The sequence below is a fragment of the Rhodococcus aetherivorans genome (assembly GCF_011058165.1).
GTDB classification, from domain to species: domain Bacteria; phylum Actinomycetota; class Actinomycetes; order Mycobacteriales; family Mycobacteriaceae; genus Rhodococcus; species Rhodococcus aetherivorans.
The window spans coordinates 16,857-38,618 of sequence record NZ_JAALEG010000062.1 but is presented as its reverse complement, the minus strand read 5'-3'; the positions used below and the strand labels follow the sequence as shown (position 1 = coordinate 38,618).

Below are 21,762 nucleotides of genomic sequence, written 5' to 3'. Positions count from 1 at the left end.
ACCCGCAGCCACCCCCTGACCACCGACCCCGAACGGGTCACGACCGAGGACACCAGTGGAAACGCCGGGCAGACCGGCGAGACACTCATGCCCGAAACCGGAACAACGTCCGAAAACGATCGGAGATCAGACACAGATCAACGACGGTGGATCAGGGCTGAGCCGTTAGTGCCGCCTCTTCGCTCGCCCGCTGTTCTGCTTCGCGAGCATGTTTGTTGGCCTGCATTGCGATCCACACAGAGGCGAGCGCCAGTGCCGTTGCGCCAACTGCGCTCGCCCAAGCGCCGGCCGCCGCAGCCTTGTCGCTGTTGGCGTTGTTTCCAGCGGTCCAGCCGAACCATTCGATGCCCGCCCATCCCGCGAGGACCACGAGCGCGACTGCGATGAACGCGCCCCCTATCACTAGGACCAACGGCACCCATGGCCTGCTGATCGGTCCGAGGTCGCTCCTCTTCCGGAGGTCGGGGTCCTTGTCCACGTTCTCGTACGACACGCCGCGATCTAACCAGACGGGCGTCCGGCCGAGGGGCCATGACTCACGGTGTCTTCAGAACACGCGGCCGGCGGCAGATGGCTAAGGCTATCCGAAGAGTTTTCCACACCATTCATCCCCATGTGGATAAATTGCCACAGAATCCTATTGCAATCAAGTTCCTAATTTGTCATACTAATTTCAGAAAGAAACAACTGAATAAGGAGCCAACTATGGATCACTACTACAAACTAGGGAAGCAGGCATTTCATAACGGCGAGAGTCGTAACCCATTCCTCAACGATGAGATCGCTCAGCTGAATGAAGCGCGGCCACAGGTCGGTTCAACTCTGAAGGAAATGACCGCATTTGCCAAAGGCTGGGACGCAGAGAACTGGAAAGCCAGCGAGGCTGAGATAGAGGCAGCACTAATTTAATCGTGGCCTAGCCCACAAGGAAAAAATGAATATGGTACGGGAACTCAAATTTCGGGTATGGGATGGCACAAAGATGCTGCCCGCCGAGGACATTACGCAGGCGCCGAAGTATCGGACGTGGTTGGGTCATTTTGACTACGGGGTTCCCATGCAATACACCGGCTTTCATGATGACCTCGGTGTTGAAATATATGAGCGAGACATAGTGTACGCCAACGGCCAGCTAGCCATAATCAGCTGGAACGATGCTGGTGGATTTTTCGATCTTGTCCTCAATGATCATGCGGATGATGACATGCACATCGATTGGTTGCTAGGCGACGCTCTGAACGATCGTCCTGGAGGTAAGGAGAAGTTGCTGGTCATCGGCAACATCCACGAAAACCCCGAACTACTGAACCAAGCTAACGCGGCCTAGCCCGCAAGGAAAACTGAATATGAACCATCAACCATCACCCACAGACCAATCGAAGAACCACACCAAGCGCTACATCATCATCGGCCAGGTCGTCCTCTTCCTCCTGCTTGCCGCGTTCGGCGGCTCTAGCAGCGACAACCCAACGAACACGACCACGAACCCATCTGCGAGCGCGGAAGCCTCCACAGAGGCTCCCACGCAGCCACAGGCACGGAAGACCTGGGTGAAGGTCGCGGAACTATCCGGCACCACCAACAAGCGCGGCGACGTGTTCGAGCTCAATGGCGGCAAGCAGCGGATCGTCTACACCGTGGCCGGCCAGTACAGCCCGTACGTGAACATCTACGTCATCCCCGAAGGCAACAGCCTGGAACGCGACGGTGGATTCCCCGAAGTGACGATGGCGAGCGTGAGCGGCGAGACGCTGATGTACAAGGGGGCGGGGCGGCACTACCTGGACGTTTCTGGCAATGGCGACTGGATGGTGGCCGTCGAGGAAGAGCGGTAGTTCATGGCCAAGACCATCACCATCAGTGGCGAGACGTACGAGTTCTTACGCCGCACCGCACACGAGCTAGAGACACAGAACAACCGCCACACAGACACGCCGATCTTCCGCATCTACGAAGAACAGAAGGTCGAGCGACGCGAAGGTTGCGGTGACCATGTCGAGCGTCTGGATTACGAAGGCGCAGAAGAACACTACTGCGACGCGTGCAAGGCAATCCTTGAGAATACCGACTACGACTATGACCAGTTGCCAGATGTGTTCAGTGACGCTTGCGACTGTAGGTACTCAGATGGCGCTACGTGGACCTTCGACAAGGAGCTACTTCCTGCGAAGGGCGGCTACGACGGCGTTGCATTCCTGACCGAGAAGGCCGCCGAAGAGTACCGCGAAGCCAATCACTACCACTTCAACGAGGGCGGTGTCGTTTACGCGGAGAGCGCGTTCCGCAACCACGAGCTGAAGGGGTTGATCGCGGCCGTCAAAGAGATAGCGGAGTCTGCGGCATGATCGACACCATCTTCACCCCGGTCATCGTCGTCCTGACCCTGACCTACATCTACTTCTGGCTGGTCGCCCTCCATGCCCGCCGCAACGGCCACATCGACACCTCCGACGTGTCGAACCGTGAAATCGCCGGACTGTTACGCCGCCGGCTGAATGGCAAGCACCCGCACCTGTTCACCATCCAAATCACCACCCGTGGCGGTTCCGTCCCGGTCGTGCGCCGTGGCATCGAGTACGTCGTCAAGTCGGCTATCAAGTACCCGGTACTCCAGGGCATAGTTAAGGTTGAGGTCATCACCGAGAGCCATGAAGACAAGCGGGCAATCGACTCGGAGTTCCGCAAGGCAATCGTGCCCGTCACCGTCTACGTGCTACCGAAAGACTACGAGACACCGAACGGCACCAAACTCAAGGCCCGTGCCCTGCACTACATGGTCGAGCTGCACCGGAAGAACCCGACCAACAGCTACATCGTCCACTACGACGAAGAGTCCGTGTTTACCGAAGACAACCTGGCCCGCCTGGTGCGCAACCTACTGAAGAAACCAATCGGCATCTCGGAAGGCTCGATCAGCTACCCGCTGGAATACATGGACTCGGAGCTGATGTGCCGGACGATGGAAGCCAACCGCCCGTTCGGGTGCCATGAGTGCTACCTAGTCATGAGCGATGGCCTTCCGGTTCACCTGCACGGCTCGAACCTGGTGATCCAGGAGCGCATGGAAAACGAAATCGGCTGGGACATCGGCAAGCTTGACGGCAACCCGCTGATCGCGGAAGACCTGGTGTTCGGCCTGATGGCCTACCTCAAGTACGGCAAGTCAGCCTTTGGCTGGCACCGCGTCGAGATGATCGAACAGCCGCCGTTCACGATCGAACAGGCATACAAGCAGCGCGAACGCTGGGTAATGGGCGCACTCCAAGGCGTCGCCCATGTGCGGACGCTACCGGGTTGGAAGAAGCTGTCCCGCGCCGACCGCCTGAAGATCCGGGCAACGATCCCGCTACGGGTCGCCACCTACGCGATGGGACTGCCTATCTCGATCCTGTCCATCCTGACCTGGAGCTTCTACCTAGGCTTCCACCTCACCAGCTGGGCACTCGGCAATGCCGTCCCGACTGAGTTCAGCCTGCTCGGACTACCGGGACTGGCAATGTGGCTGGGAGGCAACCAGATCGGACTATGGCAGAACCTGCGCTACACCGACCTGACGACGCGGCAGAAAGCCGTGGAGCACGTCAAGGTGCTCGCCACGACACCGTTCAGCGGGGTGTTTGATACGGCGGGGCCGGCCGCTGCCGCAACCAAGTGGTTGGCCGGTATCAAGACGGTGGGGTGGACGCCGACGATCAAGATCAAGGGACAAAAAGAATACGGCGTTGAGGCCGTGGGGGAAGTGGCATGAGTGACAAAGAGATTCTAGAGAAGGCCATTGATCGCGCCGTCGAGGGCGGATGGAAGAACGAGGAGATGTACTCTGCTGACGATCACGGGTTAGGAGTGCGACTCTTCAATCCTGGACTCGGTGAGTATGGCGGCCATGAGGACGTCAGAGTACTGATTTTCAGTCACGACTTCGCCAAGGCTCTTTTTCCTCTAGATGGACTTAAGGTAACCCATTCAAAAGGTAGGATGTCGACCCCTACCTTGGGCCGTGTGAGCCCACATACTCGGCGGCCAGCACGACCAAGGAAAGGCTCATGGCAGTATCACTTACAAATGATGGCGATTGCCGAAAACCCAATCAAATACCTGGGAGAACACATGTAAATGGAACGCACTACCCGCAAACGCTATACGAAAGCTGAGGTACCACAGCACCTTCAGAACGCCACCGCCGCCGACACGCTTGAGCAGATCCTCAAGATGCCTGGCGAGATGGACGACACCTACAATCGCTACAAGATCCGCCTGAGCCTTGGCAACATGGCGCTACTCGCTACCCAGGGTCTCCACGAGTTTGGCAACACGCTGCCACGGTGGAACGACGATTTTCACCGCTCGGTCATCATGGGCGAGAAGGCGTACTACATCCGACGCCCTGCCTTCAAGAAGGAACTCAACGAAGAGACAGGCGAGTACGAGGAGAAGCTTGTCGGCTTCCCGTTCGTCAAGTGCTGGTTCGGCGTCAATCAGACTGAGGGCGACGAGATGCCACCGCACCAGTCTCCGGAGTACAGCATTCCGCAGCTGCTAGAGACATACGGCATCGAGGAAGAGCCGTTCCGCCACGTGAACGGCAATTGCCAGGGGTATTCCTACGCCAACCGCATCGCGGTCAATCCGATCGCGAAGTGGCCGGACAGGACCAGGCTGCATGAAGCGGCTCACTACCTGGCAGGCCATACCGTGCCTGAGTTCAACGAGACGTATCAGGACAACATGCACCGAGGACGAGCTGAGTGGGTCGTCGAGACGGCAGCACACATCGCGCTGAAGATGGCCGGCCTAACCCACCTGATGAACGAGAATGCGAGCCGCTACTACACCGAGAACTGGCGACAAGGCCAGGACATCCCGGATGAGGACTGCAAGCAGGCGATCAGCATTGGGGAGAAGCTGCTCAAGGGAATGCGCGTATCCGCTGCGAACTTGTTGACCATCGGAGAGGGAAACAATCAAATTTTAGAAGCCGGACGACCGGCAGGGGGAGAAGTATGAGCAAGAAAGCAATAGTCACGAGCATCACCCAGCACGAGGTAAAGCTGTTAGGGCCTGATGATTGGGACGGATATGAGAAGAACCGGCCGGGTAAGAACTGGGAGCTAATTGAGTACGTAGACTTCAAAACCAAGGAGGGTAAACCGCTTCGTGTGTGGACTCCTAACTACACGCTGAAGTATTGGAAGTTCCGCGATCATAGCAAGCTAGAGATTGTGGGGCTATCATGAGCCAACCACAACCCCCAGCAAAGAGTGAAGATGTGCTGCGCAAGAGAGCTGGCGGCGATGAAGTAATCGCATTCATGGAGTCGGCTGGCTTCAAACTTACAGTCAACCCTCCGTACAACACCTACGGACTCTGGGCTAAGGAGTCAGAGCCTCAAATGACAGAGGGGCTACCGCAGGCGATATTCATGTATGGCCTAATCAATCAAGAAGCCGAAGCCCACGCCACCAAGCACCTCCTCGACCTCATCGGCCCCAACGAACCAGTAGACGGCTTCTCCAAAGACCCGAACCGGAGTGTCCGGCCAGCGGCGCGAAATGAGGTGAGGGATGAGCTACGGGCGAAGATTGAGGCTTGGGCTGGCGGTGAGTCGTGATTGACTACCAAACCCTACGTAAGACCGTCCAGGACGCCGCAACGCGCAGACATGAGTCGATGGCCGGCTTGACGCCTAAAGCCGCGCAGACGTGCTCTAACCAACGTCCTGGAGCGATTCATTGAGCGGTCCATGCCGGAGCGACCGGACTGGGACATCGCCTGCGACTGCAGGTTCTAGCGGTGCCGATGCGGTTTAATCAATCCTCTGGAGCGAAGCTGGGTAGGTAGTGCGCGAGGAGGACAGTTGGACGGGCAAGAGTACTACCACGGGGTCATCGGCAAGGTACTCCAGAGGATGGGTGTGGTCCTCAACCAATACCTTGAGAAGGCTGTTGGTACCCGCTGGGTGGAGGAACTACGCGCACGAAATGACAGAAGGACGGAACTGCGACTAGGTCGCGGCGACGTCGCGGTCGCGCTTGAGCTTCTGTCGTACAGCATACTGGAATCGCGAGGCTATATATGGGGGCCATACCAAAGAGCACTTGCAAGCGAGCTTCGCTACCATCGAAATAATTGGGCGCACATGGAAGATGTGCACTACTACTCTACCCATCGGATGCTTGATACTGCTGCTCTTCTCTATGCAGAGCTTGGACTTAAAGATCTGTCTCTGGAGATCAGGGCAATGCAGAGAGATGTCATGCGTTTCTGGCTAGAAAGTCAGAATGTGACCCTCAAAGGGATGTGGCCCGTCCTTTTTCATCTTGAGACTGAGATTCAGGATAGGATGGCGACCGAGCGTCTTCTAGCGGAGACTGCAGGAATAACGCCAGGGTCGCGCCTCACATTACCCTATTTTGAGGGTTACTACGGGCCTATCGTTGTTGATCGTTGGAATGAAATTTATACTGTGGGTCATGAAGCGATCAGGGAAGGCGAGGTATTCTTATCGGTTCGTCTCGGCGATCGAATCGCCAGGTTGAAGGCGCCGTCTGATGGAATGATAACCGAGGCGATCGTAAAGTATGGCGATCAAATTGAGCCTGGGAATGCACTATGTTCGTTCTGGCAGAAGCGCCAGGGATTCGATGAGCATCGGATATCTTATGCGACGGATTTCAACGAGGCGTACGATACGGAATTTTCTGCTAACGAAAAAGCTATAGTAGTGCCGCCCTTGAAGCCATCAGTTCAGCTGGCGATGATCAGCCTTTGGAATAATGTGGAAGGCGAGTTCGTGCGAAGAGATCATCCTCTATTCGACTTGTCAGTCGACGGAGTCGATCTGACTGTCATGTCTGAAGTGGACGGCGTAGTGTCGAAGATCTTTGCACACGAGGGCAAAATCGTTAAGGGCGGTGAGGTAATTGGGGTCATTTCCCGGAGACAGTAAAGCCTGAGAGAACCGAGCGTGCGGTACCAGGTTCCTAGCGAGCGTACGTGCCGGCCTGAGTCTCGAAGAAGTTGTCGATGCGGTCAAGGATGGCAGGGACGTGCTGCTGGGTTTTGACCGTAAGGTAGAACTTGGCGGTTTCGATAATGTCTAGCTTGTTGTCGCGGGTTACTTTGATGGGGTTCATGTTTTGTGTTTCCTGATTTAGCTTTATGTATATATAGTATCATGGATTGTACCAAAAGTCAATACAAATCGCTATTGACGAACTACTACTGAAAATGATGGTCTAATTACCATACGAGTGCCCAAAAAGCCGGGGTGGTATCGAAATTGTCAAGGGTGGTGGGCGACGCTTCCCGAAGCCGCTAGGGGCCTCCGCCGCCCACCTGGGCTACCCTATCACCCGTATCGCACGTATGTTCGAGAGATGGCAGGCCTCTACCGCGCACCTGCAGGCTGGGCAGAGCGGGCACCGTCGCACTGCACGAACGGCCACTGCCTCGGACCACGCAAGGTGCTAGTCGGCATCCAGGCTTGCGATTGCGGGAAGATACACCGGACGCATACTTGCCGGACGTGCGGTGACGTGGTGTTTACGCCGGCTCTCGGGGAGTCGTGCCGCTCAAGATCACTCGATGAGCGCTGAGGTGCGATACTGCGCGGATGTTTGGCGAGATTTGTGTCGCTCTCGATGACCTCTGTGCCTTTCCCTTCCGGGCATCCGTGTGGGGCACGGCTGGACAGTGGGCGTCGGCCCTGATGGCAGGATTATCGCTCATCTTCGCTTGGTACGTGATTTTCCGAGATCACCGAAGAGAAGAGCGCAAGCATGTGGTTACCGTTGCTGGCTGGATAGAAGAAGATGGCATCCGGCGTGACGGTTACGTGGTGAACAGTGGGGACCTGCCAGTCATCAGGCCCAAACTCGTCATGGTGCCACGCCGATACCCTGCCGTGGTCTGGAAGTGGATCAAGCTACCGGCCGACGAACGCAACGGAATCAATCTGAAGCGCTCGCCCCTTTTGTCGCATACGCAGACGTTCAGCTATAGAAAAATTAAGCACGATGATCAGACTGGGAATATCAATAAACTCAGCCCTGGCGAGGAGGGGTTCGTCGACTGGTTCATCGCTGAGATGCCGACTGGCATGTACAAGTGCTATCTCACCTTCTCGGACGCTGCAGGGGAGGAGTGGGCACGCCGCATACCCGGTGGCGACGTCGTCTCGGGGCGGAAGTTGCGGCGGATGCATAAACGCGTGTCGAAACTCAAGAAGAAGTGGGATAGATCGAAGGAGCTCCAACGCCAGATGGAAGCGAATAGGAGGCCGAATGGCGAAGACGAAGGCAAGGATGAAATCGTGGGGTGATTATGGACGTAAATGCGCCTCTGTCGTATTCTAGTGGCATATGGCAGACATTGCAGAACAAGAAGAAAAGAATAAAGGCGGTCGCCCGCTAAAGTTCGCGACAGTCGCTGATTTGAAAGCGCAGATCGAGACCTATTTCAATTCCTGTGACCCGCACACTGAAATGCGGCGCGTGGAAGATGGCGTCAAGCAGGACGGCTCTACCAACTGGGTTACCCGCGAAGTCATGACCGAGCAGCGGCCGTACACCGTGCTTGGCCTGGCCAGGGCACTCCGTACCACCCGCGATACCCTCATCGACTACGAGTCTGGCAAGTACGACGACCGAGACGACACCGACCAATCTGGTGACAAGTTTTCCGACGCAATAAAAGACGCCAAGGCTCGTATCAACGAGCAGGTCGAGGAGCGGATGCTATCTGGAGAGGCACCTGCGACCCCGTCCATCTTCTGGCTGAAGAATAACGCGCAGTGGAAGGACCGCCAGGAAATCGACCACACCACTGCCGGCGAGTCAATCAATGCCTATAGCGGTCTGACAACTGAAGAACTAAGGAAGCTCGCGTCCGGGAAGTGATGGATGGGCTCGATCTCGTCCGGCGCGAGGCCCAGCTTGAGCTAGCCCGGCGCTATTTCTACGACTATTGCCAGACTCTCTACGGCGAGTTCTACGCTGACGAGCGCACCTATCTGCGGGATGTCTGCGACCGCCTGCAGGCGTTCATGGAGCAGAACGAAAGGCGCTTCCTCGTCATCAATATGCCACCGCGCCATGCCAAGAGTTTCACGGCAAAGAACTTCACGGAGTGGCTGTTCGGGAGAAATAACCGGCTCAAGGTGATGACCGGCTCCTACAACGAGACGCTGTCGACAACCTTCGCCCGCCAGGTTCGCAACACGATTGAGGAACGCAGCGCCGGCGGCCGGCCGGTGTTCCGCGACATCTTCCCAGGCACGCAGGTCAAGTACGGCGAGGCTTCCGCCAGCATCTGGTCGCTGGACGGAAATAACCAGAAGAACTACCTGGCCACCTCACCCACAGGAACGGCCACCGGCTTCGGCGCCAACGTCATACTCATCGACGACATCATCAAGAACGCCGAGGAAGCCTATAGCGCGCTGGTGCTCGAAAAGCACTGGGATTGGCTCTGTGTTCACGAGGACACCTTGGTCGATACTCCCAGTGGAAAAAGGGCAATAAAAACACTGAAAGTGGACGATAAGGTATTGTCCTACAATCTTAAGTCCAATAAAATAGAGGTAGGAAAGGTTAAACGAACGCACGGCAGCGAAAAGCAGTGCTATAAAATCACTCTCAACGATGGCAGAGAAATTACTGCGACACCCGAACATAGATTTTATACCGATAGAGGGTACCTCGAACTTAAAGATATCCTGCTCGAACTGTGGCGCGGACAAGATGGTAGACCGACAGGCGGCACTGAGGGCAATCCGTTTGAAGTCCAAGGGCATGTACTGCTCGACGACGTGCGCCAACATGGCGAACAGCAAAGCACGAGTGGGCAATACGAAGTTCAGCTTGAAGACTTGCCCGATGTGTGGGAAGTCCTACCAGCCGCCAAGGGCGAGAAGCACCTACTGCTCTATGGATTGCAAGAGAGCGGCAACGAGTCAAAGAATGTCAGGTGTGAACCACTGGAACTACAAGGACGGGTCGAAGATGCATCTCAGTCGACTCGGCAACTGGGCCGGTGTCAGGGGCCGGTTGAAGCAGCAGCACCCGTGTTGTGCGAAATGCCGCAGGACGCAGAAGCTGCATGTGCATCATCTGGATCGCGACCGCAACAACAACGTGGAGTCGAATCTAATAGTCCTCTGCGCCTCTTGCCATATCAGATATCATCGGTTTCACGATTACCGGGGGATGAGCTTTCAAGAGTTTATGACATCGAAGTCGAAGGAAATCACAACTACTTTGCCAATGGCGTCCTAACTCACAATTGCAACACGATGATGCAGCGTACCGAGGGCCACGACTGGAAAGTCATCATCATCATGACCCGGTGGTCGACCGATGACCTCGCCGGACGGGTGCTCGCCTCGTACGAAGACGTCGAGCTCATCACCTACAAGGCTGTCCAGGACGACGGCACCATGCTGTGCGAATCGATCTTGAACCGCCCCGACTACGACCTCAAGACCAAGGAGATGAACCGCGACATCGTCGAGGCCAACTACAACCAGCAGCCGATCGACATCAAGGGCCGCCTGTTCAGCGACTTCACTGTCTACGAGTCACTGCCTGAAGGCCAGCACAAGCGGTGGAACTACACCGACACGGCCGACACGGGCGCCGACTTCCTCTGCAGCGTCGACTACATCGAGCATGAGGGCAACGTCTACGTCACGGACGTGGTGATGACCGATGAGGCTATGGAGACGACGGAATCGAGCGTCGCGGCGATGTTGGACGCGGACGAAATCAACGAAGCCACCATCGAGAGCAACAACGGCGGTCGTGGCTTCGCCCGCAATATCGAGCGAATCCTGCAGGACGTACACGGCAACAAGCGGTGCGTCGTCAAATGGGTGGCCCAGACTGGCAACAAGGAGGCCCGCATCCTCGCGTCCAGCGCCTGGGTGAACAAGCACGTCATGATGCCCTACAACTGGAAGCATCGCTATCCGGAATTTTACAAGCAGCTGATGACGTATCAGAAGAAGGGCAAGAACAAGCACGATGATGCGCCGGACGTACTGGCCGCAATCTACGAGCGAGTCGCGAACCCCGACAAGAAAGAGCCACGTCTGCGAGTACTTGGCGTATAGCTATTTCAGGGCTTTTGATTTAAATTTAGAGACAGAGATATTTAGCGCGTCAAGCATATATGCCAAAAGACAAAACCCCACTCAGAGTAAAAATCGCAAGCAAAATCGCCGGCAAGGCATTCGTGCCGAGTCTTGCCTCTATCGACGCGAGGCTGGCCGGCGGCGTCAACATCATCCATGATTACCGGGACAAGCAGTCGCAGCTTGAGGCCAACCTCGGCTGGGTGGCAGCCGCCAACGAAGCGATCGTCCAGCGCATCCAGAGCGTGCAGATTCGTCTGTACCTCAAGCACCCGGACGGGACACGCGAAGAAGTCTTCGACCATGACCTGCTCGACCTGATCAAGTCACCCAGTGCCGTCCACCGATACGGCCAGTTCGCCGACCTCCACCACACCTACGTCAACCTGACTGGCGAGGGCTACATCCTGATGCTCGACCGCAATGGCCAGCCGATGGAACCGAGCAAGGGCCGTCTGCCAGCGTCGCTGCACATCCTGCCCGCCCATATGACCGACTTGAAGCTCGACAAGACGAACTACTACCAGAGCATCGTCAGGTGCAACGGCAATGAGTACCCGATCAACACCGTCATCCGTGACTTCCTCCCTGACCCGCTTGACCCATACCGCGGTCGTTCGGTAATCAGTCAGGGCGCGACGACTATCGACACCGACCAGCAGATGAAGTCCTGGAACCGCAATGTCTTCGCTAACGACGCGCGGCCGGGGATGGTGTTCACGACCCATGAAGAGCTGAGCGACGAGGCCTACGAGCGCCTGAACCAGCAGATCAAGGATCAGCATTCAGGGGCGGCCAACGCCTACAAGCCGCTGCTGCTCGAGAACGGGTCAGTCCAGCCGTACATGCTCAACCAGCGCGATCTCGACTTCCTGTCCAGCCGCGCCTTCTCTCGTGACGAGATTCTGGCCATGATGCGCGTCAGTCCGGCCATGCTCGGCATGGTCGAAAACGTCAACAAGGCGAACAATGAAGCCGCGCTTCAGATTCATGACGTTATCCACACCATCCCGAAGCTCACACGCAAAGTAGAGCTGCTGAACGCCGTGCTAGTCACCCCCTACGACCGCAAGTACGAGTACGGCTTTGAGAGTCCGGTCGGCGAAGACCAGGCCGCCAAGTTGGCCGAATCAAGCGCGGGCGTCAACAACTGGATGACCATCGACGAGGTTCGCGCTGAATATGGTCTCGATCCGCTACCTAATGGCATCGGAAGCCAGCTATACGCCCAAGGCATCATGACGCCGCTGAGCGTCATCAGTAACCCGCCAAAGAAGCCGGCCACCGATCCTGTCGACGATCCGGAAGATGATGAGCCCGAGGAAAAGCCGGAGGACAAGGAACCGCCCAAGGAGGGCAGTTCAGCAGGCAAGGCCTTGCCGAAGCGTATTCAACGGCAGAAGCAGATCAGCGTCAACGACTTTCCAGACCTCTACGACGACCTCGACATTGATCCGAGTGACTTGGGTTGCATCATGCTCGACACTGAGACTCTGGACGTCATGAAGCACCTACCTGAGGACTTTGCAGACGAACTTGTGCACGCAACTACTCGCCACGATCACGCCATGGGAGCCGTCGCAGAAACCGAAGCGCACGTCACGCTGCTGTACGGACTGCTTGAGAATGGCAACGTGTGGAAGGACAAGGTTGACACCGTCCTGAGCGACTGGAAGATCGAGAAGGTCAAGATCGACGAGGTCGGCTACTTTGAGACACCGGACAGCTACGCGGTTATCGCTCACATTGAGAAGACTCCCGAGCTGATCGACGGTCGCGAACGGCTGACGCTCCTACCGCACATCCAGACGTTCAGTGAGTACAAGCCGCACCTGACGCTTGCGTACGTGTCGAAAGACGCAGACGTGGACAAGTGGGTAGATGCACTCGGTGCTGTGTACAACGGCACGACAATCAAAGCCAAGGGCATCAACTACGGCGACCTTCCCGATGACGGTGATGAGGGTAAGAAGAGCTACCCAAAACCAAGGCGCTGAGCCGCGAAGACGTGGGGGAGCAGAAAGCGCTGGCCTATACCCAGAAGGCGTTCTTCTATGAAGAGCAACTACTACAGGCCCTTCAGGTGCAGTTCAACCGCCAAGCCGACATCATCCTCTCGAATCTCACCGCGAAGCCCGTAGAACGCGTGCTGAAGGCCAATGGCGAGCAAATTCGCGCCAAGGATTACGTCAGCGTCCTGCTCGACTGGGATGCGGCCGACGAAGACATGAAGGCAGCCGTGACGCCGCACATCCTGCAGGTCATCATCGAGACGGGCCAGCAAGCCATGCGCGACCTGGGACTCGATCCTGGACTGTACGAGCCATATGCCGAAGCAATCCAGCTGTACATGGATGCGCGCGCCACGAAGATCGCCACCGACATCAACGACACGACCGAGCGACAGATTCGCGCTACCTTGACGGAAGGCATCAATGCCGGCGAGAGCGGCATGGAACTACGTGCGCGAGTTGAGGCAGTCATGGGAATCGCGGCAACCACCCGCGCCGATTTGATCACTGTGACGGAAGTTGCCAGGGCGCAGAGCGCGGCCGACATCTTCGCATGGGAGCAGAGCGGAGTGGTCGAGGCCAAGGAGTGGTACACGGCCAAGGATGAACGAGTATGTCCGTGGTGCAAGGACATGCACGGCAAAGTCATCGGACTGGACGAAAACTACTTCGACAATGGCGATGTTCAAGTCGTCACCACAACCAATCGCAAGGGCGAGGAAGTCCAGCGCACGATGAATCACGATTACGATGATGTGCCCGGTTGCCCGCTCCATGGGCGGTGTCGCTGCACGTTGTTGCCAGTCAGGAAGGAAATTTGAGTAAGAGCGCCCTAACCGGCGCTCTCTTCTTTCTGGTTACCGTCGGACTTCGCGCGTGCAAGCTTCCCAGTCAGATCCCCGCTGACTAGGCGTCGAGGTAGGAATCCTTTGTCAGATAGCGCGTATTGAGTTACCACGACTAGCAGGGAGTGATAGTGATTGAAATCTTCGAGTGCCTGTTCCCAGTCATCTTCCTCAAGGTCGGGTGTGAAAGCGATAGCCGCAGAACTAAGAAGGTTGGCGGCATCAGCCACGGCTTTTGGCGCAATAAGGACAAGCTCATAGTGCTTCAGATCGACCCGTTCGGCCCGCTCGGTAAGGCCTTCTATGGAAACCTCATATCGCGTGAGGTTGCGATCAAGCTCATCACGTTCTATTTGCGTCATGCTTCCGATTGGCTTACTAGCGGTGTGTTTGATAATAGCGTCGAGCTCCCTAGCCTTTTGTAGCGTGTCTCTCATTGAGCGCGCCTCAACTAGCAGCTCAGAGCAAAGCACTCGGATGTCGTTATCCCATCGGCGGTGGTCCTCGTAATTCCGCTTCCGGCGATCGCTTAGAAACGTGGACAACAGCGATAAGAGGCTTCCACCGATCACCCCGGCGGCGGCTACGGCTGGCACTACCCATAGGGGCGCTGTTGGTGCGGTCTGAGTCGTCGCCTGCGCAAGAATCATGATCACGTCGCGACAGTATCAACCCAGAACAAAGGATCAACGGCAAGCGTTTCCCCCACATGCCGGTGATCCGCTTGGACCATATCACGAGTCGAACAACTGTGCGATACTCGTGTCAGATGCAGTACATCACCGACTTCCATCAAGCCGAACTAAACGCCGCAAAAGCAATGCGCGCATGGGGTTTCGTTGATGCGGTCGCGACTACAGGCGGTGCGGATGGTGGCCTGGATGTCCGTTCTAGTCGCGCTCTGGCACAGGTGAAATGGCGCAGCGGCAAGACAGGACGTCCCGAAGTCCAGCAGCTCTACGGCGCCAGGGCGGCCGGCAACCACCAGCTGTTCTTCTTCTCCAAGTCCGGCTACACCAACGAAGCGAAAGCCTATGCAGACAGCGTCGGCGTGGCGCTCTTCGTCATCGACGCCGCTGGGGGAGTCGTAGCGGCGAACCGACATGCACTGCCGTTCGTGACGAAGTGGTGGGCACTGCCGTTCGTGGATGTCACGCTCGGTGAGTGGGCTTTAGTGGCGTTATTCATCGCAGCGCTCGGTGCGGGAATCGTCTTCATGTTAGTGCTAGGCGCCAACTGGTAGCTATTGATTATTTCGGTCTATGTGTCGTATCTTAAAGCCAGAGATACTCACATATGCCAGAATTGAAAACCAAACTACACAACATCAAAAGCACCTCGATAGACGACAAAAACAAGACTGTCGTGTTTCGAATTAGCGATGGCAAGCCCGACCGTCACGGTGAAATTGTCGACCAGAAAAGCTGGGACTTCACCGACTATATGCAGAATCCGCTGCTGATCCTCAACCACGACAGCTCGGACATCTCAAACGGCGTAGGCCAAGCCGAAGAGCTGTGGTATGACGCCGATGACGACGCCACCTACGGCCGTTTCAAGGTCATGACTGAGGTCAGTGAAAAGGCGGCCCTCGCATGGAAGCTCATCAAAGCCGGCATCCTGCGCACCGTATCGGTCGGCTTCATTCCCGACGATATCGAGTGGACCGATGACGGCACTCCGATACTGAAGAACAACAAGCTTCTGGAGACCAGCCTGGTGCTGGTTCCGGCGAACCCTCGCGCCGTCGCCCTCGGTATCAAGAGCGGCCTGCTGACGCGCAAAGACGCTGGCTACATCCAGGAGTCCATGCGTAAGGAGCTGGAGTTCATTGACCAGCAGTTGAAAAGTGAAGACGCCCCCGAAGGGCAGGAGAAACAAGTGGAAGAGGTGATTTCAAAGCTAGACAAGGCACTCGAAGCGATCGAGGAAACCAGCACTAAGCTGGCCGAACTCGACACGAAGTTCGAGTCCGTATCAACCGAACTGGAGACGATCAAGTCAACTGTCGGCGAGGTCAAGGCGAAACAAGAGGAGACTCCAACTCCACCAGCTAAGGGCGGCGATGACGACCAGCCCGGTGCCGGTGCGGAGGTAGAGATCGACGAAGACGCCGAACTGACTCCAGAACAGCAAGCCGAGTTCGAAGCCGAGCTCGCAGAACAACTAACGGAAGGTGATTCCGAGGAATAAACAGACATGGGTTTGACCATCAAAGAACTCGCTGCACAAAAGGCGAAAGAACTGAAAGCCGAAGCTAAGGCAGAGGCAGATAAAAAGTCCAAAGCAGCTATGCCAGCTGGCGCGCCTAGCGTGACTAAGAGCAAGGATGCCAAGAGCCAAGAGCAAGTAGGTGCGTGGTACAAGGCATTGGCCGACAAAGACCGCCACACGATGAACAATATCAACAAGGAGATCGCTGAAGACTACGCCAAAAAGGGACAGAACATCACGACTTCTGCTGACGGTGGCTACCTTGTGCCTACTACGGTCGCCGATAGTGTCTTGCAGAAGCGCCGCGAACTGAGTGGCTTCCGCCGCTTGGCTACCACGATCGAAAACCTAAAGGGCAAGTACGACCTACCTACCGAAGCTACTAAGCCAACCGCTTACTGGGTTGCCGAGGGTGCTGCGATCACCGATAGCAAGTCGACCTTCGGTCAGAAGCAATTGGTGCTGCACAAGATTGCCGGCATGGTGAACTTCACCTACGAATCGTTGCAGGACACCGCTACTAACCCATCGCTACAAAAGCTTGTCGAGGATCAGCTAGCCTTCGTCATCACCGCTGAAGAGAACTCTGCCATCGTCAACGGTAACGGTACGACTCAGCCATTCGGCTTCCGCTCAAGCGACATCACTCCAGCAAGCGTCGCTCAAGTTGGTGCTGGTCTTGAGTACACCGACATCACCAAGCTACGCCGTACTCTAGCTTCCGCGTACCGCCCATTCGGTGTCTTCGTGACTTCGAGCGCTGGTGCTGAGGCCCTAGAGAACGTCCGCGACTTGCAGGACCGCCCAATCTGGCGCGAAGGCCTAGCCGGTGGTAATCCAACTACCGTCTTGACTCGCCCAATCATCGAAATGGACGAGATCCCAAGCAACTTGGGCGCTGGTACTGACAAGACCGAGATCTGGTTCCTAGACCCAAGCTTCTACTACCTAGGTACTGGCGAGGCTATGCGCATCGACTGGGGTACCAACGATGACGACTTCAGCCGCGACCAAATCAAGTTGCGCCTGATCGACCGCATCGGTGGCCGCCCAACCTTCGGTGAGGCATTCGCGAAGTTAACCGGCGTTAAGTCGAGCTAGTCGAGGTCTGATATGGCAGACGTACTAGTACGTTTCACTGCCGATCTGACCCTCCGCTGCACAGGAGACGAAGTTCTCCTGTCAGCGGCCGAGGTTGAGGCAGTGGACAAAGAAGCAAAGTTCCTAGGCATCGAGCACCCGTATGAGGTGGTCGAGGAAGTGGTTGAAGAAGCCGCTGAGCCAGCCCAGGAAGAAACCGACACTGAACCTGCTGTAGAAGCTGTTGAGGCACCTACGGAAGAGCCAGTGGTCGAGGAAGTGGTTGAAGAAGCCGCTGAGCCAGCCCAGGAAGAAACCGACACTGAACCTGCTGTAGAAGCTGTTGAGGCACCTACGGAAGAGCCAGTGGTCGAGGAAGTGGTCGAAGAGCCACAGGTTGAGACTAAGTCTAAATCAAAGAAGGGAGCCAAGAAGTAATGGCCCGAACTATCCGACAATCAGTCAACGTATTGGCCGGCACGACCGGCGCGACCCTGCGCGACGCTTATGACGCGCTGGCAGATAAGGGCGAGGTAACGGCAGCCGAGGACATCGTCCTTGCAGCCAACGTGGTCCACAAAGACGTGACCGTCACTGCGGCCGGCACATCCGGAACTGCGACTGTCGTAGCCGGTTCGAAGATCCTGGGTATCTACCCAGTTTCCAACCAGGACCAGCTGGTCGACAGCGTGGCAATCGCCGACACTACCCTGACCGTAACGCTGGCAGCAGCAGCTACCGCGGACAACGTCTTCAAGGTCGTCGTCCTGGAACCGTAACGCCAAGACGCTGAACGCTAAATCGGCGCTATTCATTTAGCGCCGATTTTGTTTTATAGTCTAAACAGAATATGAGCCAGATTATCACCCCCGACCAAGTAGCCGAACGTACCGGAGCCAGCAATACAGATGCCGCCCTTGTCGCGAGCGCCATCAATCAATTGATCGAGACTACGACCGGTCGCTGCTGGGGTGAGTCCAAGACGGTCACTGAGGTCTACGACGCCGCCAACGTGCTCTGGCTGGACAAGATGGATATCACCGCTGTTGCATCGGTCAAGGTTGGCCTGCCGAATCAGCTTCCGCGCACGGAGCTTGAGGCCGGGAGCTACAGCTTCAACAAGTATGGCCGCGTGGTGCTGTCCTATGCGCCCATGCGTGCGCTACCGCCACTGACCAGTGACTACGTCGAGGTGACCTTCACTCATGGAGTGCCGGCGGATGGGATTCCAGCTGATTTGATCCTGGCCGCACTCAACCTCGCCAGCGACTACTACTCGCACTCCGTCGAGAACGGTGGCAAAGAGGTCGGTGAGGAAAGCATCGGCTCTTACCGCGTGTCCTACCGTGGCACGGGTGGAAACCAACGCACCGGAAACCGTGATTGGCAGGTGGTGAACGCCTACGCCAAGCGGAGGGTGTAGCGGTGCTGCTGCGGCATACGTGCGCCGTCAAGCGGGCGGTCCCGCTCGGTACCAACGGGCGCAAGGAGAAACAGCAGCTCTACGCCAGCGTGAAGAGTCTGTTCATCCCTATGCCGACGCGGGCGGAGATGGAGAACCAGTTCAGCCCTGGAACCGCCTACGACGTGTACTTCCCCGCTACGGCAGACATCAAGACCGGGGACCAGCTGGTGTGGGACGGGGACATATTCAACGTGAAGGCTGTTCGTAGCTACAAGGTGCCAAGAATCGCGCACAAGCACGTTCTGGCCACGCGTGAGGCGTTCTAGCCATGAAGGTGACTATCGACTCGGAGCAAGTCCGTCGGACGTTCAGCGCCTATCCTGTGCAGTCCATACGGGTATTGCATCGACTGATCGAATCTAGCGCCATCGACGTGCAGCGCAAGATGCGCGAAGAAGCTCCGGTCGGCGCGACTGGCGATCTACGTCGGTCCATCAAGTACCGCATGGACCGTTCGAACCTGGGCGCCGAGATTTGGCCGGACATCAGCTATGCGCCGTACGTGGAAAGCGGCACGCGCCCGCACTGGACGAGCATCAAGGAAGGGACGTCGCTGCGGAAGTGGGCGAAGCACAAGGGCTTCGACGAGGCCGGCATGCGCAACCTGCAGCTGTCGATCGCCTCGAAAGGTACCAAGGCCAACCCGTTCGTTAAGCCGACCTTCGACACCATGAAGCCGCGGGTTGAGCGCGACATCATCAGCGGCTTCAGTCGATTCGTCGAGCGGGTCAATCAAGGAAATATCTAGGAGGTATATGGCGACATCGAAATCAAAAGACATCAAAGACGCACTGGTCACGCTACTGACTGGACTGCAGTTGGACGGCGAGCCCGCCTTCGCTCAAGTCAAAGGCCACCCACGCGGTGAGTTCAACAGCTATCCAGCTGCGCGGGTACTCCCAGACGACCAGAGCACGCAGAAGGGTGCTCAAGGCCAGAACGACCGCACCGTCAATCTGCTTGTCCGGCTTCACGTCGAGTCAGATAAAGACGCCAGCGAGTTCGACAAAATGTATATCCTGACCGACCTGGTACTGGATGCATTGGACTCTGAAGACTACGACGGCAACTTCGTAGACACCCTGCAGGCCGAAGAGCTGAACGCCTCGCGTGGCGATTGGTTTGACACCGATGGTCCAGCTGGGCCGATATTAGCGTGCGATATCGCGGTCGCAGTATCCTATAGCAAAGATAATTAGGTTATATTAGAACCATGGCAAAATCCATCGAAGAACAATCAAAAAAAGAGATCGCCAAACGCGTCATCACGCCGACTCGCAAGTACTTCCTGCCCACCAAGGGAGTGACCGTCGAGGCCGCGGATGAAGCCGAGGCTGTCAAGAAAGCAAAAAAGAAAGACGAAGAGGTAGGTGATGTCGACGCATAACGCATACAAAAAACGCCGCGAGATGATCGTGATCGGTCCTGAATCGGCACCGGGCACAGTCGCGACCAAGAAATACGCCTTCAGGTGGCTGGACAAAGGAATCAAGAGCGTTCCAGGCATCTTGGAGAACGAGAGCGCCATGGGAGAGGACACGCGTGTCAACGACAGCGCTATCGATGTCTGGCACTCGGAAGGCCCACTAGGCGGCAAGGTGACCGAAGACGGCATCGGCTACCTGCACACTGGCATGTTCAACAAGGTCACGACGACCGGGGCAAGTGCGCCGTATACGCACGTGTTCGAGCGCGACAAGACCGTCGCTCGCCGCACCCTGTCCGTCTGGGACGTACGTCCGGCTGGCACTCGCCTGTTCAAGTCGATGTACATGGACAACCTGGAGCTGAAGGTAGAGGTCGGGGACCAAGGTGCCTGGCTGGAAGCGTCGACCGCGATGAAGGGCTGGAAACACACAGACGTCGCAGCGATCACCCCGGCCTACGTCGCTGGCGAGCGTGAGTTCACCAGCCGGCACGTGAAGGTGTACCTGGCTGATGACGTCGCTGGCCTGGCGAATACGGCGACCGCACTGGTCAAGGCACGAAGCGTCACCTTGACGCTGGAAGAGTCTGTCACCGTTGACCACTCAGTCGGCGAATCGAACGACGATCCTGAGTTCGACAGCGCACCAGCCGAGGCCAAGGGCACGATGGTCGTGAAGTACCGCAAGACCGACTTCGAAGACGACTACTTCGCCAACGCCATCCACGCCATGAAGATCGTGGTCGAGAACGGTCCATCCAAGATTGAGTACCTGGGTACCAAGGTGCGCTTCCGGGAAGTGACCGACTCCGAAGGTCGCGACGACACGGTCACGCAGACGATCAGCTACTACTTCGAGGCCGACGAAAACAATGGCGGCAAGGATATCGTTGCAACTGTAGTGAACGGCGTGAGTTCATACGCCGCTTAGCCTAACGATTGACCGAACTAATGGCCCCTGTGATAATGGGGTCATTAGTTAATTTAGGAGAATCTATGGCACTAGGATTAAACATCGTTGCGAAACGCAAAGTCAGTTTGAAAGGCTTTGCCGATGGCTGGGATGACTGCTACCTGATTGTCCGGTCGCTGAGCGAAAAGGAACGCAAGCAGTGGTCCGAAGAGGCACAGGCGCGTCAGACTGATGACGCGCGCCAGAATGATCAACTAGCTGAAGAGCTGACAAAGAAGATGGCGCTTGACGTCATCGTCGGGGGAGTTGTAATCACTACCGACGAAGATGGTAGCCAGCGGGCTGTTGAGGTGACGACCGCGGACGTGCCGGGTGTCGTCGAAGCGCTGGAGTTCTACTGGCGCAATGAAGCGGTCAGCGTCGCGACGGGGGCCGACCGTTTAAAAGCGATGATCTGAGCAATGACCTAGAAGAGTACGTCGATCTGCTGACGGAACACTTCGTTCATGGCATCTCGTTGGAGAGTTTGCCGGAAGGCATCCAGGACGACCTATTCGAGCTCGAATATCGGCAACGCTTTAGTCTTAGCGTTGAACAATCAGAGCGTGAGCCCTGGGAAGCGAAGTGGCTTGCTCGCCATGTCTGGTCGCTTCAGGCCCAGCGTGCTAATTTAATA

General features: G+C 56.7%; 29 protein-coding genes. 26 read left to right on the top strand and 3 right to left on the bottom strand.

What is annotated here, in order from left to right; translation table 11 throughout:
- Positions 1-151 precede the first annotated feature (151 nt).
- On the bottom strand, positions 152-493 hold the full coding sequence (locus G6039_RS21370; protein WP_152103932.1) for a hypothetical protein: 342 nt from the start codon (positions 491-493) through the stop codon (positions 152-154).
- Between the two features lie 212 nt (positions 494-705).
- On the opposite strand from G6039_RS21370, the gene G6039_RS21365 reads away from it, so the two are divergent.
- The 9 genes from G6039_RS21365 to G6039_RS21325 all read left to right on the top strand — a co-directional run bounded on the left by G6039_RS21365 (position 706) and on the right by G6039_RS21325 (position 6,946).
- Entirely contained in the window at positions 706-909 is a 204-nt protein-coding gene (locus G6039_RS21365) for a hypothetical protein (protein ID WP_152103931.1), read from the top strand.
- Positions 910-940: 31 nt separating this feature from the next.
- Positions 941-1,327, top strand: coding sequence for a YopX family protein (locus G6039_RS21360; RefSeq protein ID WP_051446108.1), 387 nt, complete (start codon positions 941-943; stop codon positions 1,325-1,327).
- A 19-nt stretch (positions 1,328-1,346) separates the two neighbouring features.
- Positions 1,347-1,835 carry a hypothetical protein gene (locus G6039_RS21355; RefSeq protein WP_152103930.1) on the top strand — a complete coding sequence of 163 codons (489 nt, stop codon included), beginning with the start codon at positions 1,347-1,349 and terminating at the stop codon, positions 1,833-1,835.
- 3 nt (positions 1,836-1,838) lie between these two features.
- Positions 1,839-2,345 (top strand): hypothetical protein, encoded by a 507-nt coding sequence (locus tag G6039_RS21350; RefSeq protein WP_043800711.1) that lies wholly within the window; start codon positions 1,839-1,841, stop codon positions 2,343-2,345.
- Positions 2,342-3,748 carry a glycosyltransferase family 2 protein gene (locus tag G6039_RS21345; protein ID WP_043800714.1) on the top strand — a complete coding sequence of 469 codons (1,407 nt, stop codon included), beginning with the start codon at positions 2,342-2,344 and terminating at the stop codon, positions 3,746-3,748. The genes G6039_RS21350 and G6039_RS21345 overlap by 4 nt, the downstream gene beginning before the upstream one ends.
- A gap of 365 nt (positions 3,749-4,113) precedes the next feature.
- Positions 4,114-5,004, top strand: coding sequence for a hypothetical protein (locus G6039_RS21340; RefSeq protein WP_043800716.1), 891 nt, complete (start codon positions 4,114-4,116; stop codon positions 5,002-5,004).
- The gene (locus G6039_RS21335) at positions 5,001-5,234 is read left to right on the top strand and encodes a hypothetical protein (protein ID WP_152103929.1); all 234 of its coding nucleotides are present in this window, start codon (positions 5,001-5,003) and stop codon (positions 5,232-5,234) included. The genes G6039_RS21340 and G6039_RS21335 overlap by 4 nt, the downstream gene beginning before the upstream one ends.
- A gap of 32 nt (positions 5,235-5,266) precedes the next feature.
- Positions 5,267-5,608, top strand: coding sequence for a hypothetical protein (locus G6039_RS21330; protein ID WP_152103928.1), 342 nt, complete (start codon positions 5,267-5,269; stop codon positions 5,606-5,608).
- A gap of 246 nt (positions 5,609-5,854) precedes the next feature.
- Positions 5,855-6,946 (top strand): biotin/lipoyl-containing protein, encoded by a 1,092-nt coding sequence (locus G6039_RS21325; RefSeq protein WP_080688583.1) that lies wholly within the window; start codon positions 5,855-5,857, stop codon positions 6,944-6,946.
- Positions 6,947-6,980: 34 nt separating this feature from the next.
- Here G6039_RS21325 and G6039_RS21320 read toward each other — a convergent pair whose 3' ends face one another.
- Positions 6,981-7,133, bottom strand: coding sequence for a hypothetical protein (locus G6039_RS21320; protein WP_161780449.1), 153 nt, complete (start codon positions 7,131-7,133; stop codon positions 6,981-6,983).
- 479 nt (positions 7,134-7,612) lie between these two features.
- On the opposite strand from G6039_RS21320, the gene G6039_RS21315 reads away from it, so the two are divergent.
- The 5 genes from G6039_RS21315 to G6039_RS31305 are packed head-to-tail and all read left to right on the top strand — an operon-like array spanning position 7,613 to position 13,964.
- Positions 7,613-8,320 (top strand): hypothetical protein, encoded by a 708-nt coding sequence (locus tag G6039_RS21315; RefSeq protein WP_152103927.1) that lies wholly within the window; start codon positions 7,613-7,615, stop codon positions 8,318-8,320.
- A 40-nt stretch (positions 8,321-8,360) separates the two neighbouring features.
- On the top strand, positions 8,361-8,897 hold the full coding sequence (locus tag G6039_RS21310) for a terminase small subunit (RefSeq protein WP_080688584.1): 537 nt from the start codon (positions 8,361-8,363) through the stop codon (positions 8,895-8,897).
- Positions 8,897-11,110, top strand: a complete 2,214-nt coding sequence (gene terL / locus G6039_RS21305; RefSeq protein WP_235194093.1) for a phage terminase large subunit — start codon at positions 8,897-8,899, stop codon at positions 11,108-11,110. Before G6039_RS21310 ends, terL begins: the two co-directional genes overlap by 1 nt.
- Before the next feature lie 59 nt (positions 11,111-11,169).
- Positions 11,170-13,128 (top strand): phage portal protein, encoded by a 1,959-nt coding sequence (locus G6039_RS21300; RefSeq protein ID WP_080688586.1) that lies wholly within the window; start codon positions 11,170-11,172, stop codon positions 13,126-13,128.
- A gap of 11 nt (positions 13,129-13,139) precedes the next feature.
- Positions 13,140-13,964: a phage minor head protein gene (locus G6039_RS31305; RefSeq protein WP_043800723.1), complete on the top strand. Its 825-nt coding sequence runs from the start codon at positions 13,140-13,142 to the stop codon at positions 13,962-13,964.
- Positions 13,965-13,975: 11 nt separating this feature from the next.
- On the opposite strand, the gene G6039_RS21290 is transcribed toward G6039_RS31305, so the two are convergent.
- Positions 13,976-14,644: a hypothetical protein gene (locus tag G6039_RS21290; protein WP_152103926.1), complete on the bottom strand. Its 669-nt coding sequence runs from the start codon at positions 14,642-14,644 to the stop codon at positions 13,976-13,978.
- A 113-nt stretch (positions 14,645-14,757) separates the two neighbouring features.
- On the opposite strand from G6039_RS21290, the gene G6039_RS21285 reads away from it, so the two are divergent.
- From G6039_RS21285 to G6039_RS21230, 12 genes are all read left to right on the top strand, one after another.
- A complete protein-coding gene (locus G6039_RS21285; RefSeq protein ID WP_161780450.1) occupies positions 14,758-15,231 on the top strand; it encodes a restriction endonuclease in 474 nt (157 codons plus the stop codon).
- A 53-nt stretch (positions 15,232-15,284) separates the two neighbouring features.
- Entirely contained in the window at positions 15,285-16,181 is an 897-nt protein-coding gene (locus G6039_RS21280) for an HK97 family phage prohead protease (RefSeq protein ID WP_080688588.1), read from the top strand.
- Between the two features lie 6 nt (positions 16,182-16,187).
- A complete protein-coding gene (locus tag G6039_RS21275) occupies positions 16,188-17,303 on the top strand; it encodes a phage major capsid protein (RefSeq protein ID WP_080688589.1) in 1,116 nt (371 codons plus the stop codon).
- A gap of 12 nt (positions 17,304-17,315) precedes the next feature.
- Positions 17,316-17,720: a hypothetical protein gene (locus G6039_RS21270; protein ID WP_152545963.1), complete on the top strand. Its 405-nt coding sequence runs from the start codon at positions 17,316-17,318 to the stop codon at positions 17,718-17,720.
- Positions 17,720-18,061 carry a hypothetical protein gene (locus tag G6039_RS21265; RefSeq protein ID WP_152103924.1) on the top strand — a complete coding sequence of 114 codons (342 nt, stop codon included), beginning with the start codon at positions 17,720-17,722 and terminating at the stop codon, positions 18,059-18,061. Before G6039_RS21270 ends, G6039_RS21265 begins: the two co-directional genes overlap by 1 nt.
- 71 nt (positions 18,062-18,132) lie before the next feature.
- On the top strand, positions 18,133-18,705 hold the full coding sequence (locus G6039_RS21260) for a hypothetical protein (RefSeq protein WP_043800736.1): 573 nt from the start codon (positions 18,133-18,135) through the stop codon (positions 18,703-18,705).
- A gap of 2 nt (positions 18,706-18,707) precedes the next feature.
- Positions 18,708-19,013 (top strand): hypothetical protein, encoded by a 306-nt coding sequence (locus G6039_RS21255; protein ID WP_043800738.1) that lies wholly within the window; start codon positions 18,708-18,710, stop codon positions 19,011-19,013.
- Between the two features lie 2 nt (positions 19,014-19,015).
- Positions 19,016-19,495, top strand: a complete 480-nt coding sequence (locus tag G6039_RS21250) for an HK97 gp10 family phage protein (protein ID WP_080688590.1) — start codon at positions 19,016-19,018, stop codon at positions 19,493-19,495.
- 7 nt (positions 19,496-19,502) lie between these two features.
- On the top strand, positions 19,503-19,946 hold the full coding sequence (locus G6039_RS21245; RefSeq protein WP_152103923.1) for a hypothetical protein: 444 nt from the start codon (positions 19,503-19,505) through the stop codon (positions 19,944-19,946).
- 14 nt (positions 19,947-19,960) lie between these two features.
- Positions 19,961-20,134 carry a hypothetical protein gene (locus G6039_RS21240; RefSeq protein WP_161780451.1) on the top strand — a complete coding sequence of 58 codons (174 nt, stop codon included), beginning with the start codon at positions 19,961-19,963 and terminating at the stop codon, positions 20,132-20,134.
- Positions 20,121-21,104 (top strand): phage tail tube protein, encoded by a 984-nt coding sequence (locus G6039_RS21235; RefSeq protein ID WP_152103922.1) that lies wholly within the window; start codon positions 20,121-20,123, stop codon positions 21,102-21,104. Before G6039_RS21240 ends, G6039_RS21235 begins: the two co-directional genes overlap by 14 nt.
- Positions 21,105-21,169: 65 nt before the next feature.
- The gene (locus G6039_RS21230) at positions 21,170-21,544 is read left to right on the top strand and encodes a hypothetical protein (protein ID WP_152103921.1); all 375 of its coding nucleotides are present in this window, start codon (positions 21,170-21,172) and stop codon (positions 21,542-21,544) included.
- Positions 21,545-21,762 lie beyond the last annotated feature (218 nt).